Here is a 16,921-nt window from a genome sequence, read left to right as displayed (position 1 = left end):
CTACAGATTGACATCGTCAACTGCAACCTCGTTGAACGACTCGGCGATGTCGACCTGGGCATTCAGTTCAGTGTTGATCGAGTTGTCCTCGGTGAAGTCGAGGGTGTTATCAGCCACAACGGTGTTGCCCGCAATGACCGCCGAGTTGTCTTGGAAGGAATCCGCGATATCCACCGCCAGGTTGGTGTTCGTGGAGTTGTCGGAGTTATCCGTGGCCGTAAGGGAGCGGTCGGAGTTATCCGTTGCCGTAAAGGAGCGGTCGGAGTTATCCGTTGCCGTAAAGGAGCGGTCGGAGTTATCCGAGCGGTCCGAGTTGTCCGACCGGTCGGAGTTATCCGTGACCGTAACGGAGCGGTCGGAGTTGTCCGAGTTGTCGGAGTTGTCCGAGTTGTCGTTGTACGAATCGGAAACGTCGAGGTCGATGTCTGTGTTGTAGGAATCGGAAATGTCCGTACGTGTGTTGCCGACGCTGGCGTCACGGCCGGCGTTGACGGAGTTGTCCGTGGAGCTGTCATTCGAGTTGTCAGCATTGTACGAGTCACTGACATTGTTGGAGTTCCGCATGTCAACGTCATCGCCGGCAGCCACTGCACGGTCACCTGAGGCAGTGACGGAGCTGTTCTCGAACCACTGGCTGACGTCGCCGTTGGCCCAGATGTTCTGGTTGACGGACTGATCGGTGATGGTGTCGCGGTCGTCCACCGTTGAAGTCCAGGAGTAGTTGTTGACCACGTTGTGCAGCTGCTGGACAGCGTGGTCGTGGTCGCTGTGACCACCCGTGCCACCGTGGCCACCGTCGCCACCGTGGCCACCGTCGCCACCCTGGCCACCGTGGCCACCGTGGCCACCGCCGGCCGGCGGGGGGGTTGCGGCGACGCCGCCACCGCCGGTTGCTGCGCCGTTGCCGCCGGTGTTGTACGAGCGGTCGAAGGAAGACGCGTTGAGGGTGATCGGTGCGAAGTCCAGGACGACGGGCATTGCCGCGTCGACATCAGAAGAGCAGACGTCGCCCAGACCGGCGTGTTGCAGTGACCGCTCCGGACTGTTTAAAAATTCCTGCGCTGCCTGCTGGTTTCCGAAAAGGTGCATCAGAAATTGGACGAGGTCGTTGGCGAGTGTGGTCATTTGGTGGTCCTCAAATCTTCTCTGAGTTGTAGTTGGCCCTGCTTCGTTGCCGGGCTTGAATCAAACGTATGGTCCCGCAGGTGGACGGGGCATCGGGCTCGTTCCCCCTCTCGAACGGACCCCCTCCCGGGACCCGGAGACCGAGCCTTTAGGGGCATTAGGTGATCAGTCGGGTGGGGGATTCTCGATTCCCAAGGCGAGCCTGAGCCTGACCAGCAGGTCTGAGCGGTTTTCAGCGCCCAACCGGCGGCGCATCCGGGCAATATGGTGCTCCGCGGTGCGCGGGGAGATATAGATCTCTTCCCCGATTTCCCGGTAGGTTTTTCCCTCCAGCACCAACCTTGCCACTTCTTTTTCGCGTTCGCTCAGCACCGAGGCATCCGATTGGCGGGCTCCATTGCCCTGGTCCACGGCAGGAGCGTTGTGAACCGCGGATTGCCCGGCAGGGTTCGCCCCGGCAGAGTACGCCTGCGGGTGGAGGTCCCGGGCACAGGACAACAGGCGCAGCATGTCCCTGCGCTCACTTGCCCGCGCAGCGGCGTGGCCTGCCAGCCGCGCTCCTTCCCAGGGCATCCCGACGGCGTTCAGCCCCCGGGCCGCTGCCTCTACGTCCGCTGTCTGGAACCTACTGGCCAGGACCGACACCCAGGCTTTGCCCGCAACAGCCAGCCGCGACGCAAGGTGGCTGTGGTCTGCGGCGCGGGCAAGCGCTGCCGCATGGGGTGCCAAAGCAGCGGGGCTTTCATTCAAGAGTGCTGCTTGGACGGCAGCCCAGTGCAGGGGGACAGCCCACAGTGGCGGCTCGCCGAGATCCCGCAAGAGCTTCCACGCCTCATCGAGGTAATGCGAGACCCGCCTTGTCTCCCTTAACCGGGCGGCGGTAATCATCAGTTCCCCCCACGGCAGCAGGCTGTACAGGTCCACCGCCGTATGCAGCATGGCTTCGCGGGCCCGTTCCCAGGCCAGGACCAGGTCGCGGACCTCCCCGCTCCGGCGCGCCAGGCCAACTTCCAGGGCCGCGCAGAGGAACTCATCCCGCGGCACCAGTGGCCAGTGGTTGGCTTTGGAGGCCTCGTTGATGGCCAGCCTCGCTTCACCCGGGTTGTCCTGCTGCATGGCCGACCAGGCCTTGAGGAGGAACAGCCGGGGCTTGACCGCGTCGCCGCCCTGGCTGGCAGCGGCCGCGGCGCGCACGATGGTTTCCGCGAGGTGAGGTTCGCCGGTGTGCAGGGCCATGAGCGCGGCCAACGCACCAGGCGTATCCGGAACCGGCAGGACGGCTCCCGATGCGTTCAGCATGTCTGACGCATGGATCAGAAGTGGAAGTCCCTGGTGCGGGTCCCCGGACAACGATTCCAGGATTCCAGCGGCAGTCTGCGCCTGTGACACGGCCAATGAAGTGGGCGACGCCGGTGCCGAGCCTTTCGGGAACATTGCCTCGGCACCTGCACGGTTGCCGCAGCCGATCAGGGCAACGGCAGCCGCGGGGCCGGAGGGACCCGCCCGTTCCGGTCCCAACCAGGTGTACACGTCTGCGCCGCGGGCCAGCATACCCCGCTGCGCCCAGACTGCGGCAGAGACGTCCACCCCCAGTCGAAGGTCCGGCGGATCAGGGCACATCAAAAGCCAGTCGATGATCCGTCCGGCGGCATCCAGGTCCCCGGTGGCCGAAGCGGCCTGGGCGCGGCGGGCCGCGGTGGCCAGCTCATCCGCGCCGGCCACGAGGGCCTCGTCGTAGAGTTGGACAGCCAGGCCCGGATCGTGCTCGAGTGCCCGGTCACCGGCTTTTTCGAGTTCGGCGGCAACGCGGCGGTCAGCGAGCCCGCTGCGTGCCAGTTCACGGGCGAGTTCGCCCAGGGGACGGCCTTCCGAAGCAAAGGAGCCCACGAGTTCGCGCTGCAGCGCATGGAGCCGCGGGGTGGGTGTGGATGTCAAGAGGGCATGTTGGACGGTTCCCACCACCGTGCCGTCGGGATGGAGAAGCCCGGACGATTCCGCCCGGGCCACCAACAATTCAAGGCTCTCCACGTCGCCGTCGGCCACCTTGCGGGCCAGTTCCTGCGGCAACGGTCCGGGGAGGGTGAAACCGACAGACAGTGCCAGCAGTAGCTCCCGGACGGCGGCGGTCTCACCGCTAAGCTGCTCGGCCAGGTGCTGAGGGTTGGCGGTCGCCGTGGATTCCAGTGCAGGCGGGACCTCATGCGGCATCATGCGTCACGCTGCCGGCAAGCTGGTCGGAGCCGGCGTCGGCGGCTCTGAGGTCGGGTCCGCAGACGTCGCCGGCGGCACCGGGGTGGTGGGGGCAGGCTCGAGGCTCGGTTGAGGCGTCGTCACAGGCGGCGCCGTGGTAGTCGGCGGTGTAGTCGCCGTCGGCCCGGTCGTAACCGGCGGCGTTGTTACAGGCGGCTGCGAGGAGGGTGGCGTCGTCGCGGGCGGCTCAGTTGCCCGAGCAGGAGTGGTGGTCGGTGAGGTTGTTGCAAGCGGCCCTGACGTGGTGGACGGAGGTGCCGCCGGATCCATTGTTGGTGTACCCGCCGGCGTTCCCTGGGCAGCTGCCTGAGTGGGAACACTCGTTGCCCTCGGCCCACCCGGCGTGGACCCAGCGTCCGCATTCCCTGGCGTCGAACCGGTTGAGGGAGGTGCCGAGGCGGACGGCCTGCTGGTTGGCGAGGCCGCCGCATCAATTCCTGCAGAGTCGGCAGGTGCCTCCGGATCCTTTGCGCTGGCCTCGATGCCAATCACGGGGTCCTGCGCTCCTCCTGCGGAGCCGGCGGCAGCACCGCTGCCTGCCGGAGCTCCGCTGCCACCTGGCTCGCCGGCTGCCGCCGGGGCTTCCGGAGCAAACATCGCGCTGAGGCTACCCAGCCCGTCGGGGCTCCCGGCTGCGGTGGCAGTCAGGATGGTGAAGAGCGCCGCCCCCGCAGCCACCGCAGTCAAGCGAATGACAGGACGCCGGGCGTGGGTACCACCTTTCGCCACGTGTGCGTGGTGGGCGTCCCCTAAGGGAGCACCCCTGGCACCGTCGCCGGTGGCGGCGGTGCCAGCCAACGAGCCGAAAGCAGCCCCGGATTTCCGGGACCAGCTGGCACGGCGGTCGGCGCCGTGTGGCTCAACAACTACATCTGCTGGCGCAGGAATTTCCGGGATCGCATCAGCGGCCCCAGCAGGCCCCGCCGCCACGGCCGGAGAGGCCTGAAGCGCTGCGACGGCTGCACCGAGGCATATGGAGGACTTGGGGTCCGCATCCACGGCGATGGGCCGGTCCAACTGTTCCGAAATCAGCTGCGCCACCAAGGGAATCCGTGAAGATCCGCCGATCAGGAGCACCGCGGACAGGTCTGCCGGCTCCAGTCCAAGTTGTTCCAAGGAACGTTCCAGGGCCTCCACTGTTTCGCGGAGGGGCTCCTCAACCATGTCCTCGAACTCCGAGCGGACCAGGCGCACTTGCTGCTGAACGCCAGGCAGGAACACCGAAATGCTCGCCTCGCTGTCGGCCGAGAGCGCTTCCTTGGCCTCCACGCACTCACGCTTAAGCCGCGCCAGCGCCGCCAGGGCAGCGGGATCTTCCGGGTCAAGGGCTGCCAAAGCTTCGCCCGTGTGCGCTGCCACATAGCGAAGGACGGCGGCATCGAAGTCAGCTCCACCGAGTCCTTCGATGCCTTCCGGGGTGCCCAGGAATTCGAATCGGCCGTTGCCGTCCTTCCTCAGGATCGCAGTGTCGAAGGTCCCGCCGCCCAGGTCGTAGACGGCGATGGTGCTGCCGTCCTCCACGCGCACCTGGGAAGCGTAATGCAGTGCGGCCGCTTCCGGTTCGCTAATGAGCGTGACGCTGGGCATTCCTTTTGCGGCGAGGGCTGCCAGGACCGCGGTGGTCCGGTGTCCGCCCCAGGCCGCGGGGTGCGAGATGATAATTTCCGACGGCGGGGCGCCCTCGCGTTCTTCGGCCCGGTCCGCAACCCAGCGGGCCATCGTGGCAAAAATTTCTTCAGCGGGCAGGGCTAACGTGCCTACTGCGATGGGGACGCTGTCTCCGATCCGACGTTTGAACTCGCGCACCACCCGGGCGGGAACATCCAAACCGCGGCGTTCGGCTGCCTCGCCAACCAGGATGGGGCCCTCTTCGGGGTAGTACACCACAGACGGCACCGCCGTTCCGCGGAGCCCCAGGGGCAGGCTCTCGGGAACTGGCTGATCATCCCTGGCAATCGCGGCGGCGGTAAAACTGGTCCCGACATCAACGGCGAGAACGTAGCTCATAGGTACCTCGGCAAAGCGCAGCTGGCCGTCCGCAAGCTTCATCACAGACTGGCTTCCCCCAACGTAGCACCACCGTCTGCCGGGCAACACCTTTATTCATACATCGATTAGCGTATTATCCGGCCATTGTGGAAAAAATCCAGAGAAACCCCTGCTCAGAGGCCTGAATAGGAATGCAGGCCGTTAAAGAACTGGTTCACGATGGTGAAGTTGAAGACAACGCAGAGGTACCCAACGATCGAGAGCCAGGCAGCGCGGGTTCCGGTCCAGCCGCGGGTGGCGCGGGCGTGGAGGTAGCCGGCGTAGACCACCCAGATCACAAACGTCCACACTTCCTTGGTGTCCCAGCCCCAGAACCGGCCCCAGGCCTTTTCGGCCCAGATGGCCCCGAACATCAGCGTGAAGGTCCAGCCGATGAAGGCGATGGCGTTGATCCGGTAGGACAGGTTTTCCAGGCTCAGGGCCGAGGGTACCAACCGCATGAAGCCGAGTTTGTCCGCACCGCCGGCAGCGATCGTCTTTTGCCGGTGGGACTGGACCAGCTGCAGGGCGGACATGGCGAAGGTGAGTGTGAACAGGGCCGAGGAGAGCACCGCGATGGAGACGTGGATAATCAGCCAGTAGCTCTGCAGCGCGGGGACCAGGTGACCCACTGGCGTCCAGAAGGCTACCGACGCGGCCACCAGCATGATGATCGCCAGGCCCACTACGAAGGTGCCCAGGAACCGCAGGTCGCGGCGGATGAGCACCAGGAGGAAGACGGCCACCGCAACGAAGGCACCGGTGGTGAGGAACTCGTACATGTTGCCCCACGGCACCCGGCCAGCACCCAGTGCGCGGGTGATCACGCCCGCGGCGTGGATCAGCACACCGAGGATGGTGAGGGCGACGGCCACGCGTGCGGGAACGCGGCGTTCGGCCGCATAGCGCATGTCGGCGTCGGCCGTCTGCCCTGAAGCGGAGGCTGCGGCGGAGTTTTTGCCAGCGGACGACGACGGGCGCTCGGCCCGTCCGGCAGGTCCGGCCAGGAGCGAATCCACGCGGTTCGCTACTGCGACCGCATCAACGGCAGTCGCCGCAGCGGCGCCTACTCCGGCCGCCACCGGAACCCTGGCCTCCCCTGCCGCCTCAGCAGCCTTCAGATCAATGGCGCGCAACGCCTTGCTGCTCTTCGCCAGGTCCCAGGCAAAGGCGATGAAGGCCACGGTGTAGGTGCCTGCGGCGAGCAGCATCAGCAGCTCGCTGTACGCGCCCATGGTTTCGTTGATGACAAAAGGCATTACTGGTCCTTTGTGGGTCCGGCGGAACCGGTGGGGGTGGTGACAGAGTCTGCGCCATTATCGCCCTGGCTGCTGGGAGTTTGCTGGGTAGAGTCGTCAGAGGGTAGATGCCACTCGTCGGCGAGGAGCTGCCGGATGGACTGCGCTTCGCCAGCCAGGCGGTGGTCCTCACCGCGGGCCAGGAGGCCGTATTCCACCATGGTCCGGCCATCGTCGTGGGTTCCGGTCCGGACCCAGACGCGGCGGCGGTTGACGTAGAGCGAAACGATGAGTCCGGCCACGGCCAGCAGGGCGAAGATGAGGGCGGAGACCTGGCCGGGGTTGTGGTGGATGTCCACACCGACGTACCGCTTCACGCCGTCGAAGCTAATGCTGCCCTTGCCGTCCGGCAGGGTGTAGGTGCTGCCGGGGGCCAGGGTGATGCCACCGGCGGCGAGGGTGCGGTTGTTCAGGGGCGTGAGGTGCTTGACGTCCAGTTCGAAGACGTTCTGCGGGGCGCCGTTGTTGAGGCCGAGGTCGCCGAAGTAGGAGTTCAGGGTCAGCTGCGGGTTGAACAGGTCCGGATCGCCGCTGAAGGAAATGCCCTTGTCGGTGACAAACGCGGTGGGCAGGAAGAACCCCACGAAGCCCAGCTGGTCAGGCTGGGCATCGGGGACCTTGATCACGACCGAGGAGTAGTAGTTGTCGCCTTGGAGCTTGGCCACTACGGGACCCTGCATGGCCACGTTGCCGGCGCCGTCGCGGATGGTCACCACAGGGGCGTAACCGTTGCCGGTGAGGTAGATGCTGGTGCCGCCCAGGGTGACGGGGTCGTTGACCTTCAGGACTTCCTGTTTGGCGGGCGCGTCCGGGGTTTCCCGGGTGGTGACTTCGGCGTTGAACCCGATGGGCTGGCCGAACTTGCCCGGCGATTCGCGGTCGAAAGTGACGTCGAATTTGTCCAGCTGGATGGAGTATGGCTGCAGCTGGCTGGACTGGAAGTTGGTGCCGGGCGTGAATTGGTCGTAGCCCACCAGCGTGTTCACGAAGGTGTCGCCCTCAACCAGGATGCGCTGGCCGCTGTAGCCGAACAGGCCACCGATGGCCACGGACACCAGCACGCCGATCAGCGACGTGTGGAACACCAGGTTCCCTACCTCCTTGGCGAAGCCGCGCTCGGCGCCCAAAGATGGCCGCGCGCCGTCGTCGTCCCTCACCTCAACGCGGTAACCGCGCTTCCGGAGCAGCCCCGCGGCACTGTTGATGGCGCCCGACGCCGTGAGGCCGGCGTCGGCGGGGACCACCAGTGTGCCGTATTCGGGCAGGCGGGAGAGCCTTTGAGGGGTCCGCGGCGGCTGGGAGCGCACGGCTTTGTAATGCGCGATAGCACGCGGGATTACACACCCGATCAGGGAGATGAAGAGCAGGATGTAAATGGCCGAGAACCAGGCCGAGGAGTAGACGTCGTAGAGCTGCAGGGTGTCCAGCAGCTTCCCGTACTCCGGGTTGTTCTGGATGTACTGCGTGACCACGAACGGGTTGGCCGGGCGCTGTGGGAACAGCGAACCGGGCACTGCGGCGACAGCCAACAGCAGCAGGAGGAACAGCGCCGTGCGCATGCTGGTCAGCTGGGTCCACGCCCAACGGAGCATCCCTACCGGCCCCAGGACGGGCAGGGCAGCTTCCGCTTTGGCGGCCTCGGCTGCCGTGGCTGCGGCAACGGGGGCCGCGGACTTCTTGTTTGCTTTCACGCGCTCGCTCATCAGATCGGCAACTTCACATCAGTTTGGAACCAGTACTGCAGTTCGGTAACCCAGGCACCCCAGACGCCGCTGGCCATCAGCAGGCCCAGCACCACCAGGATGCCGCCGCCCATCCGCTGGATGGCCAGGCGGTGCTGGCGGAAAAAGGTCATGACGCCCATGCCGCGGCGGACGGCCAGGGCAATGAGCATGAACGGGATTCCCAGGCCCAGGCTGTAGACGAACGCCAGGAAGGCGCCCTTTGCGGCCGACGACCCGCCGGACAAGCTCAGGAGCTGGACGGCGGAGTAGGTGGGCCCAATACAGGGCGCCCAGCCGAGGCCAAACGTCAGGCCCAGCAGGGGCGCTCCCCACAGGCCCGCCGGCGGCTTGGCATGGATTTTGGCGTCGCGCTGCAGCCAGCCGAAACCGCCCATGAACACCACGCCCATGATGATCACCAGGACCCCCAGGAGCTGGGTGATCCAGGCATTCTGCGAGCCTGTGATCATGGTTCCTAGCTGACCGAACGCACCGCCAAGCAGCACAAAGATGATGGAGAAACCCAGCACAAACAGCCCGATGCCCGCGAACATCCGGCCACGCTTCTGCTTCTGCAGGTCCACCCCGCTCAGGCCCGTGACGTACCCCAGGTATCCGGGCACCAGGGGCAGCACGCACGGGGACAGGAAGGACACCAGGCCGGCGAGCAGCGCCACCGGGATGGCGAGCACGAGCGAGCCGTTCAGGATGGTTTCGGCGAAGGGGCTGTTCATGGTCCGGGGCCGCCGCTACTCGGCCACTGCGGCGGCTATGAGGGCTTTGAGGGTGCCCTTCTGAATCTCGCCCAGCACGCGCGAAGCCACCCGGCCCTGCTTGTCCAGGACCAGCGTGGTGGGAACAGCCCCCGGCGGGACCAGCCCGGAGAGGGCAAGGAGCACGCCGCCGTTCTTGTCATCGAAGCTCGGGTAGGTCAGGTTAAAGGTCTTGTCGAAGGCCTCGGCGGTGGCCTTTTCGTCGCGGAGGTTGACACCGTAGAACTGCACACCTTGAGCCTTGAACTCCTGGTGCAGCTCTTCCAGGAGGGGCGCTTCCACCCGGCACGGGGCACAGGCGGCAAACCAGAAGTTCAGGACGGTCACCGTACCCTGGAAGTCGTCCGGGGTCACCGTGGTGCCGTTGAACAGGGTCCCGTTGACAGCGACGGCGGACTTTCGGTCGACTGCCGTGAATTCCGTCACGGAGCCGTCCCCGGCGATGTAATTCTTGTTGTCTCCGGCTTTGGCCTGCTTCGCAAGGGCGTCCTCCTGGGCGCAGCCGGAGAGCCCCAGGGTGAGGGCAGCCAGGGCGGCGCCGCCGGCGGCGAGAACGGCGCGGCGGGACGTGGTGCGGGCGGTGTTTGTCATGTCAGGCTCCCGGCGTGGTGGCGGCACCGGGAAGAAGGGCGGCAGCGGGCTCACTGTACTCAACGCGCAGGAGGGAGCCGTCGTCGTCGAACACCAGGGAGGTGATGGACGTCAGCGTGCATTCACGTTTGCGCGGGTCATGCCAGAGCGGGCGGCCCTCCGCACTCAGGCGGGTGGCCCAGATGGGGAGCTGGTGGCTGACCATGATGGCCTCGGGACCGTTCGCTCCATGGTCCCCGCCTGCCAGTTCGATGGCCCGGAGCCGGGCGTCCTCGACGGCGGCCCGGACGCGCGCGGCCTGGGCCTTGTAGGGCTCGCCCCAGGACGGCCTGAGCGGGTTGACCAGGTGCGGCCAGTGCTTGGGCTTGCGGAGCTCGGCCTTGGTGACCTTGATGCCCTGGAAGTAGTTCCGCGCCTCGATGATGCGCTCATCAGTGTGGAGCTCAAGCTGCAGCGCTTCCGCGGTGGGGGCAGCGGTCTCCTGGGCCCTGACCAGCGGCGACGCGGTCAGATAGACGATCCTGGCACCCTGGGCCGCGCGCTCACTGAAGTACAGGGCGAGGGTCTGTGCCATTTCCCTGCCCAGCTCGGAGAGATGGAATTCGGGCAGCCTGCCGTACAGAACGCCGTCGGGATTATGGACCTCGCCGTGGCGGAGCAGATGGACAGTGGCTTGGGGCATGTGTACCAGTTTCTCAAAGATGGCGTTCGATCCGAAATCTTCTACATCGAGTAGAACTGAAAGTTTTGGCAAATTGTTCCGGAACGGGGAATAAAACATGCAAATGCAAGTTTATATTGAGGACAACGGATGGTTGTGATTTCAACTGATGAAGTATCAAGCTATCCGGGAGTACCACCCGACAAACCAAGGAGAAACACCATGGCTCTTCCCGCAGACATCACCACCGGCACCTGGACCCTCGACAACTCGCACAGCGAAATCGGCTTCACCGTGCGCCACGCCGGCATCAGCAAGGTCCGCGGCCAGTTCAAGGATGCAGCGGCAACCCTGCACCTCGCCGAAGACGTGGCCGCTTCCAAGATCAGCGCCACCATCCAGACCGCCAGCTTCGACTCCGGCGACGCCAACCGCGACGGCCACGTCCGCGGCGAGGATTTCTTCGACGTCGAGAAGTTCCCGGAAATCTCCTTCGTCTCCAACGGCCTCGTGGCCAAGGGCAACAGCTACGAGCTGACTGGTGACCTCACCATCAAGGGCATCACCCGTCCGGTTTCCCTGGAGACCGACTTCAACGGCGTGGCCGTTGACCCGTTCGGCATGACCCGCGCCGGCGTTTCCGCTGAAACCACCATCAGCCGCAAGGACTTCGGGCTGACCTGGAACGCCGTCCTCGACGCCGGTGGCGTGCTGGTCAGCGACAAGGTTGCCATCAACCTCGAACTGGCGTTCATCGCCCCCGCAGCTTAACTCTTCAGTACTGAACGCGCCGCGTACGCAGCCGCGCCACGCGCCCGGCCGCCAGAATCCCCAGCGATTCCGTCGGCCGGGCGCGCGGTGTTTAATTCCTAGATCCAGTGGGACACGCGGTCTACAGTGAAGCCATGAGCACCCCCAGTGACGTCCCGCAGCCCCAGCAGCCCGGTTCCCAACCGCCGGCCGGCAACGTTCCACCCGCCGGCTACGAGCCGCCGCAGGGTTACCCAGCGCAGCCGGAGTACCAGCAGCCGCGCGAGGCGTATGGCAAGCCGGGCGGGTTCCAGTTCCAGACGCCCACCGACGGTCCCCACAACTTCAACGATGTCATGCCCAGGGGAGGCTTGCCGGGAATGTTCAGCGTGACGGGGCTGCCTACCAAACTCAAGGTCTCCTACTGGATATGGATCATCGGCGGCATTCTCGGCGTTCTCGGCAGCTTCTTCGGCCTGCTGGACACTCTGGCACTCTTCACTGTGGCACCGGCGCTGGCCACCGTCGTCCTCCTCCTCGTCCTGGTGGCGCTCGGCCTGGCGGCGGCCCAGATTGTCCTGGCCGTGAAGATGAAGGAAGGCAAGGAATGGGCGCGCCTTGCACTCACCATGGTTGCTGGCGTCTCGCTGGTCTTGGCGTTCCTGGGCGGCAGCATGGGTGAGGGAATCGGCAACAACTGGCTTGGTTTCCTCATCAGCGCCGCAGCAACGGTCCTGATGTGGCTCCCCAACTCGCAGGCCTGGTTTACCGCCGTCAAGGGCTGCGCCTGAGGTGCCTGTTCCCAACTGTTCCTGCTGGCCGGAATACCTCTCTGGAATGACCCGCCCCGGCACAGGCAAGGGTACGGTGGGAGTAAGCCGTACTGGGGGCAGGCCAGTGGACTGCACCCAGCAGCCGAACTGACCTCCGACCTGCAAAGGACCGCTCATGAGCACGCCCGTCCCGCCTCCCGTCCCGAACGAGCCCGTCAACCAGCCCCCGGCACCCCGTTATGGCGAGAACAGCCCGCAGTCCGGACAGCCCACTCCCCCCGCGAACTCCCCGCAGGCACCGCAGTACGGCCAGAACGCCCCACAGGCACCGCAGTACGGCCAGAACGCCCCGCAGGCACCGCAGTACGGCCAGAACGCCCCGCAGTTTGGCCAGCCCACTCCGCCGGCCCATGGCCAGCAGCCGTACGGGCAGTCCCCGTACGCCCACTATCCCTCGGGGCAGCCGCAGGCAGCGGGGACAAAAGGCATTCCCCGGCTGGTCAACATTTCCTTCTGGCTGCTGATCGGCGCCGCGGCGCTGTTTGCCAGCACCCTTCTATTGGGCATCAGCATGCTCGATGACCCGATCATGCGGAACGCCTTCGAGGATGCCATGCGCAGCAGCGGCGCCACACGCACCGAGTTCAACTTCGAGGACTTCCGGAGCGTCCTCGCCGGAACGTTGGTGGTCCTGGCCATCCTCGGTGCGGGCATGTACTTACTGGTGGCATTCTTCATCCGCAAGGGTAAGAACTGGGCCCGGATCCTGGGCACCGTGTTCGCGGCGCTGTCCGTTACCAGCCTCTTCCAGGTGCCGAACATCGGGACCCTGGGCAGTTTGGCAGGCATCGCGGCCATCGTTCTGCTGTACCTGCCGTCCGCGGCTCCGTACTTCCGGAAACAACTGCCGTTCGCCAACCCCTACGGCACCCCGGGCCCAACGCCGGGCAACCCATACGGCCAGTAGGTTCCCACCCCGTAATCCGCCCAAGGAGCGTGGACCCCGCCGGCGGCCAGCCGGGAATCTCAGGCGGTATGGTCCGGAGTCTGCGCCCGTTGTGCGTGGTACGCGAGGATCTGCAGTTCGGTGGCCATATCTACCTTGCGCAGGTTGAAGCCCGCAGGGACTTGCAGCATGACCGGAGCAAAGCTCAGGATGCTGTGCACACCGGCCGCCACCACGCGGTCGCAGACCGCCTGCGCCACGGCGGCCGGCAGCGCCAGGACCACCATGTTGGCGCCGGTCCGCTCGAGCACTGACTCCAGGTCAGCCACATCACTGACACGCAGCCAGCCCACCTCGTTGCCCACCACCATCTGGTCGGCGTCGAAGATGGCCACCACGTCAAAACCACGGGACTCAAACCCTCCGTAGCGGGCCAGGGCCTTGCCCAGGTTACCGGCGCCCACAATGGCAACTTTCCAGTCATGGGTCAGGCCGAGGGCTGCGGAGATGTGGCGGCTGAGATACTGCACCTCATAGCCAACGCCGCGTGTGCCATAGGAACCCACATAGGACAGGTCCTTGCGAAGTGTTGAGGAACTGACGCCCGAGGCTTCCGCCAGGGATTCCGAGGACACCCGCTCCACACCTTCAGCGAGCAGCGCGTTCAGGGCGCGCAGGTAGATGGTCAGCCGTGCCACTGCCGCCGGCGGTACCTGCTTGGCGATCTCGCCGCCCGGGGCCGTCCCTTTACCTTCTACAGCCTGGGGAGATGAATCCAGCGAACTCACTATCCCCTCCATTGCCTCGCGTTGTGAATCCACTCTAGGGCCCTGCCAGTGCTGTCCACAAAGCCGGCGACATCTTTGGCAATCGGTTGCCTCTCAGGCCAGGGCACGCTGAAGGACGCGCGTGAGCCTGGCTTCATCGATTTTCCAGAAGTCGCGCTGGACGCCGTCGACAAGCACCACCGGGACTTCCTCCGCGTACCGCTCCCGCAGTTCCGGCAGTCCATCCACCTGCTGTTCCGTCCACCCAAGCCCCAACTTGGCAGTAACGCGTTCGACGGCGTCGCGCGCCGCTGCGCACAGGTGACAGTCTGCCTTGGTGATGAGGACTACCTCCGGTTTTGCCATGCTTTAACCGTATCGCCCTTTGGGTGCGGACAGCGCGCGGACGCCGGCGCGGGCGCCGCGCTGAAATCTTCGCCACCGAGTATTGACTAGACTCGGGGACATGCCCGAGGAGAAGTACGTCGCTGTAGTCACCCAGCCGGATGCGGTGATGCAGACCGGCGAAGCGGCCTTCTTCGACGTTGACAACACACTCATGAAGGGCGCCAGCCTCTTCCACGTGGCCCGCAAGATGCATCAGCGCGGCGCCTTCACTCTGACCCAGGCGGTCGGCTTCGCCTGGAAGCAGCTCAAGTTTGTGACGCGGGGCGAGAACCTGGACGATGTCCATGCTGTCCGCGACTCGGCCCTCACCCTCGCGGCAGGCATCACTGTGGATGACATCAAGGCCCTGGGCGAAGAAGTCTACGACGAGATGATCGCCTCCAGGATCTGGCCCGGGGCCAAGGCGCTGGCGCAACAGCACCTGCGCGTGGGCCGGCGGGTCTGGCTGGTCACGGCCACCCCCATTGAAGTTGCCTCAGTCATCTCCACCCGGCTGGGCCTCACAGGCTCCCTGGGCACTGTTGGCGAGATTGCCGACGGCATGTACACCGGCCGGCTGGTGGGTGACATCCTGCACGGCTCCGCCAAGGCAGTGGCCGTCCAGGAACTGGCCGACGCCGAGGGGCTGGACCTGAAGCGCTGCTGGGCCTACAGCGATTCCTACAACGACATCCCGCTGCTGACCCTGGTGGGGCACCCCGTGGCCATCAATCCCGATTCCAGGCTCCGCAGCCATGCGCGCGACCGCAACTGGCCGGTCTACGATTTCCGCTCGGGCCGCCGCGCTGCCACACTCGGCCTGAAGGCAGCCACTGCCGGCGGCGTGGTCTACGGCCTCTGGCGGGGCTTCGCCCGCTTCCGCGGCCCCCGGGTCTAGTACCGGGCTCTGCCCCGGACACGCTTTCGGGCCGAGGACGCGCCCTCGGGCTGAGGACACCCGGCTCCGCGTGTCCTTGACCCGATTCCGTGTCCTTGAGCCGAAACAGTGTCCTGAACCCGATAACAAAAATGCCCGCTGCCGGAGAGGCAACGGGCATTTCGCGCTGTACGAAGTATCTCTACTTCTTATTGCGGCGCTGGTGGCGGGTCTTACGAAGCAACTTGCGGTGCTTCTTCTTGGCCATACGCTTGCGACGCTTCTTAATAACTGAACCCACGAAAGTTCCTCACAAACTAGATGCAGTACCTGTCTGATGGAAAAGGTCCGTGGACAGAGCTACAGACTGAAACAACTGACAGATTCTTACAATGACGTAAAACAATCCTTAACAGGGTACCGCTTTCTGGCGGCGACCACCGACCGCAGCCCATTTCTGGGCTGAAACAGCGACTGGACGCGGGGCCTTCAGGCGGTTTCGGTGTGACCGTCCACCACAGCACCCTTGAGATACTGTTCGACGGCGCTCTCCGGCACCCGGTACGACCGGCCGAAACGCACCGCAGGCATTTCGCCGGAATGGACCAGGCGGTAGACGGTCATTTTGGAGACGCGCATGACCTCGGCCACTTCGGCCACGGTCAGGAACTTCGCGTTCGAGAAGTTCTGTTCTGCGGACATTTCCCTATTCCTTTGCTGACGGATGACGGCTAACCCCAGCTGTGTTCCATTGCGGTGTGCCGATGCTGAGCCATCCACCAACCATGTGATAGATACTCTAGAGGTTCATGGTGCTGTAGTGAAAGTCATCCGGCACAATCATTGTGCAATGCGGCGTTTCCGCGCGGACGCTGCAAGATGGTTGAGCACCGAAACGGACACCTCCCACTCCATGCACGTGTCCGTAACGCTCTGGCCGTACACCAGTTCGGACTCACCGGCCGCATGCTCGGCGACGTCCAGGTTCTGGGCGCCGCCAACCAGGAAACTTTCCAGAATGACCCCGGCGACGGCCTGTGCGGCCCGGCCTCCATCCTCGAGCTGGGCACCGATTTCCAGTGCCACTTCTGCTTGCCGGTGGTGGCTCTTGCCGCTGTTGGCGTGGCTGGCGTCCACGATCAGCCGGGGGTTCAGTCCCTTGCCCGCGAGATTCACGGAGGCGCTTTCGACGTCGGCAGCCGAGTAGTTCGGTCCCTCGCGTCCGCCGCGGAGGATGACGTGGGTGTCCGGATTGCCGGCGGTGGCCACAAGCGCAGCCCGGCCGTCGCCGTCAATGCCGAGGAATGCCTGCGCGGCCGCGGCGGCGCCGCACGCGTCGACCGCAACCTGCAGGTCGCCGTCGGTCCCGTTCTTGAAGCCGATGGGCATGGACAGGCCGGACGCGAGCTGGCGGTGGATCTGGCTTTCCGTGGTGCGGGCTCCGATGGCCCCCCAGGAGATCAGGTCAGCCATGTACTGCGGACTGATGGGTTCCAGGAACTCGGTGGCGGTGGGCAGCCCCAGCGCCGTGACCTGCTGCAGGAACTGCCGGGCAGCGCGGAGGCCGGTGGCCATGTCGTGGCTGCCGTCCAGGCGCGGATCATTGATGAGGCCCTTCCAGCCTAAGGTGGTGCGGGGCTTTTCGAAGTAAGTCCGCATGACGATCAGCAGGTCTTCCTTATGCTTCGCGGCCTGGCTGACCAACCGGCGTGCGTATTCCATGCCGGCACTGGGATCGTGGATCGAGCACGGTCCCACGATGACCAGCAGGCGGTCGTCCACGCCGTCCATGATGGCCCGGACCTCGTCGCGGCCGCGTTCGACGACGTCGGCCACCCGCGCATCCAGCGGCAACTCGGCGATGAGCTCCGCAGGCGTGGGCAACGGCGTGAATTCGCTGACCCGAAGGTTGGACGTGGATTTAGCGGAAGTGGCTGTTGCGGTGCTTATGTTCAGGTCCTGTTCCGGATA

At 65.3% G+C, this 16,921-nt stretch carries 17 protein-coding genes; 4 read left to right on the top strand and 13 right to left on the bottom strand.

All coding sequences use genetic code 11. The features are described from left to right. The 8 genes from ABIB27_RS12685 to ABIB27_RS12650 all read right to left on the bottom strand — a co-directional run bounded on the left by ABIB27_RS12685 (window position 1) and on the right by ABIB27_RS12650 (window position 10,471). The gene (locus ABIB27_RS12685) at window positions 1-1,125 is read right to left on the bottom strand and encodes an IniB N-terminal domain-containing protein (RefSeq protein ID WP_354217500.1); all 1,125 of its coding nucleotides are present in this window, start codon (window positions 1,123-1,125) and stop codon (window positions 1-3) included. A 165-nt stretch (window positions 1,126-1,290) separates the two neighbouring features. Continuing rightward, window positions 1,291-3,333, bottom strand: coding sequence for a LuxR C-terminal-related transcriptional regulator (locus ABIB27_RS12680; protein WP_502909208.1), 2,043 nt, complete (start codon window positions 3,331-3,333; stop codon window positions 1,291-1,293). A gap of 6 nt (window positions 3,334-3,339) precedes the next feature. Next, the gene (locus ABIB27_RS12675) at window positions 3,340-5,382 is read right to left on the bottom strand and encodes an Hsp70 family protein (RefSeq protein WP_502909207.1); all 2,043 of its coding nucleotides are present in this window, start codon (window positions 5,380-5,382) and stop codon (window positions 3,340-3,342) included. A 155-nt stretch (window positions 5,383-5,537) separates the two neighbouring features. Next, complete coding sequence (gene ccsB / locus ABIB27_RS12670) at window positions 5,538-6,662, bottom strand: c-type cytochrome biogenesis protein CcsB (protein ID WP_354217504.1); 1,125 nt, start codon at window positions 6,660-6,662, stop codon at window positions 5,538-5,540. Then, on the bottom strand, window positions 6,662-8,404 hold the full coding sequence (gene resB, locus ABIB27_RS12665; protein ID WP_354217505.1) for a cytochrome c biogenesis protein ResB: 1,743 nt from the start codon (window positions 8,402-8,404) through the stop codon (window positions 6,662-6,664). The genes ccsB and resB overlap by 1 nt, the downstream gene beginning before the upstream one ends. Further along, entirely contained in the window at window positions 8,404-9,159 is a 756-nt protein-coding gene (locus tag ABIB27_RS12660) for a cytochrome c biogenesis CcdA family protein (RefSeq protein WP_354217506.1), read from the bottom strand. The genes resB and ABIB27_RS12660 overlap by 1 nt, the downstream gene beginning before the upstream one ends. A 15-nt stretch (window positions 9,160-9,174) precedes the next feature. Next, window positions 9,175-9,789, bottom strand: a complete 615-nt coding sequence (locus tag ABIB27_RS12655; RefSeq protein WP_354217507.1) for a TlpA family protein disulfide reductase — start codon at window positions 9,787-9,789, stop codon at window positions 9,175-9,177. Window position 9,790: 1 nt separating this feature from the next. After that, window positions 9,791-10,471, bottom strand: coding sequence for a histidine phosphatase family protein (locus ABIB27_RS12650; protein WP_354217508.1), 681 nt, complete (start codon window positions 10,469-10,471; stop codon window positions 9,791-9,793). Window positions 10,472-10,672: 201 nt separating this feature from the next. On the opposite strand from ABIB27_RS12650, the gene ABIB27_RS12645 reads away from it, so the two are divergent. From ABIB27_RS12645 to ABIB27_RS12635, 3 genes are all read left to right on the top strand, one after another. Further along, a complete protein-coding gene (locus tag ABIB27_RS12645) occupies window positions 10,673-11,221 on the top strand; it encodes a YceI family protein (protein WP_354217509.1) in 549 nt (182 codons plus the stop codon). A 134-nt stretch (window positions 11,222-11,355) separates the two neighbouring features. Further along, window positions 11,356-11,991, top strand: a complete 636-nt coding sequence (locus ABIB27_RS12640) for a hypothetical protein (protein ID WP_354253954.1) — start codon at window positions 11,356-11,358, stop codon at window positions 11,989-11,991. Window positions 11,992-12,148: 157 nt separating this feature from the next. After that, a complete protein-coding gene (locus tag ABIB27_RS12635; protein ID WP_354253953.1) occupies window positions 12,149-12,940 on the top strand; it encodes a hypothetical protein in 792 nt (263 codons plus the stop codon). A gap of 59 nt (window positions 12,941-12,999) precedes the next feature. Here the strand turns inward: ABIB27_RS12635 and ABIB27_RS12630 are convergent, their stop codons facing one another. Beyond that, entirely contained in the window at window positions 13,000-13,707 is a 708-nt protein-coding gene (locus ABIB27_RS12630; RefSeq protein ID WP_354217512.1) for a redox-sensing transcriptional repressor Rex, read from the bottom strand. A 93-nt stretch (window positions 13,708-13,800) separates the two neighbouring features. Beyond that, window positions 13,801-14,052, bottom strand: a complete 252-nt coding sequence (locus ABIB27_RS12625; protein WP_354217513.1) for a glutaredoxin family protein — start codon at window positions 14,050-14,052, stop codon at window positions 13,801-13,803. A 100-nt stretch (window positions 14,053-14,152) separates the two neighbouring features. On the opposite strand from ABIB27_RS12625, the gene ABIB27_RS12620 reads away from it, so the two are divergent. Further along, window positions 14,153-14,971: an HAD family hydrolase gene (locus ABIB27_RS12620; RefSeq protein WP_354217514.1), complete on the top strand. Its 819-nt coding sequence runs from the start codon at window positions 14,153-14,155 to the stop codon at window positions 14,969-14,971. Window positions 14,972-15,152: 181 nt separating this feature from the next. On the opposite strand, the gene ABIB27_RS12615 is transcribed toward ABIB27_RS12620, so the two are convergent. The 3 genes from ABIB27_RS12615 to ABIB27_RS12605 form a co-directional block, all read right to left on the bottom strand. Continuing rightward, window positions 15,153-15,251 carry a 30S ribosomal protein bS22 gene (locus ABIB27_RS12615; protein ID WP_003792170.1) on the bottom strand — a complete coding sequence of 33 codons (99 nt, stop codon included), beginning with the start codon at window positions 15,249-15,251 and terminating at the stop codon, window positions 15,153-15,155. 188 nt (window positions 15,252-15,439) lie between these two features. Then, complete coding sequence (locus tag ABIB27_RS12610) at window positions 15,440-15,652, bottom strand: helix-turn-helix domain-containing protein (protein WP_190987656.1); 213 nt, start codon at window positions 15,650-15,652, stop codon at window positions 15,440-15,442. 138 nt (window positions 15,653-15,790) lie between these two features. Further along, complete coding sequence (locus ABIB27_RS12605) at window positions 15,791-16,900, bottom strand: 3-deoxy-7-phosphoheptulonate synthase (protein WP_354253971.1); 1,110 nt, start codon at window positions 16,898-16,900, stop codon at window positions 15,791-15,793. Window positions 16,901-16,921 lie beyond the last annotated feature (21 nt).

The organism is Arthrobacter sp. UYEF21 (assembly GCF_040546085.1).
GTDB lineage: Bacteria > Actinomycetota > Actinomycetes > Actinomycetales > Micrococcaceae > Arthrobacter.
Note: the sequence above shows the minus strand (reverse complement) of the source record. Positions and strands in the feature narration are given on the sequence as shown.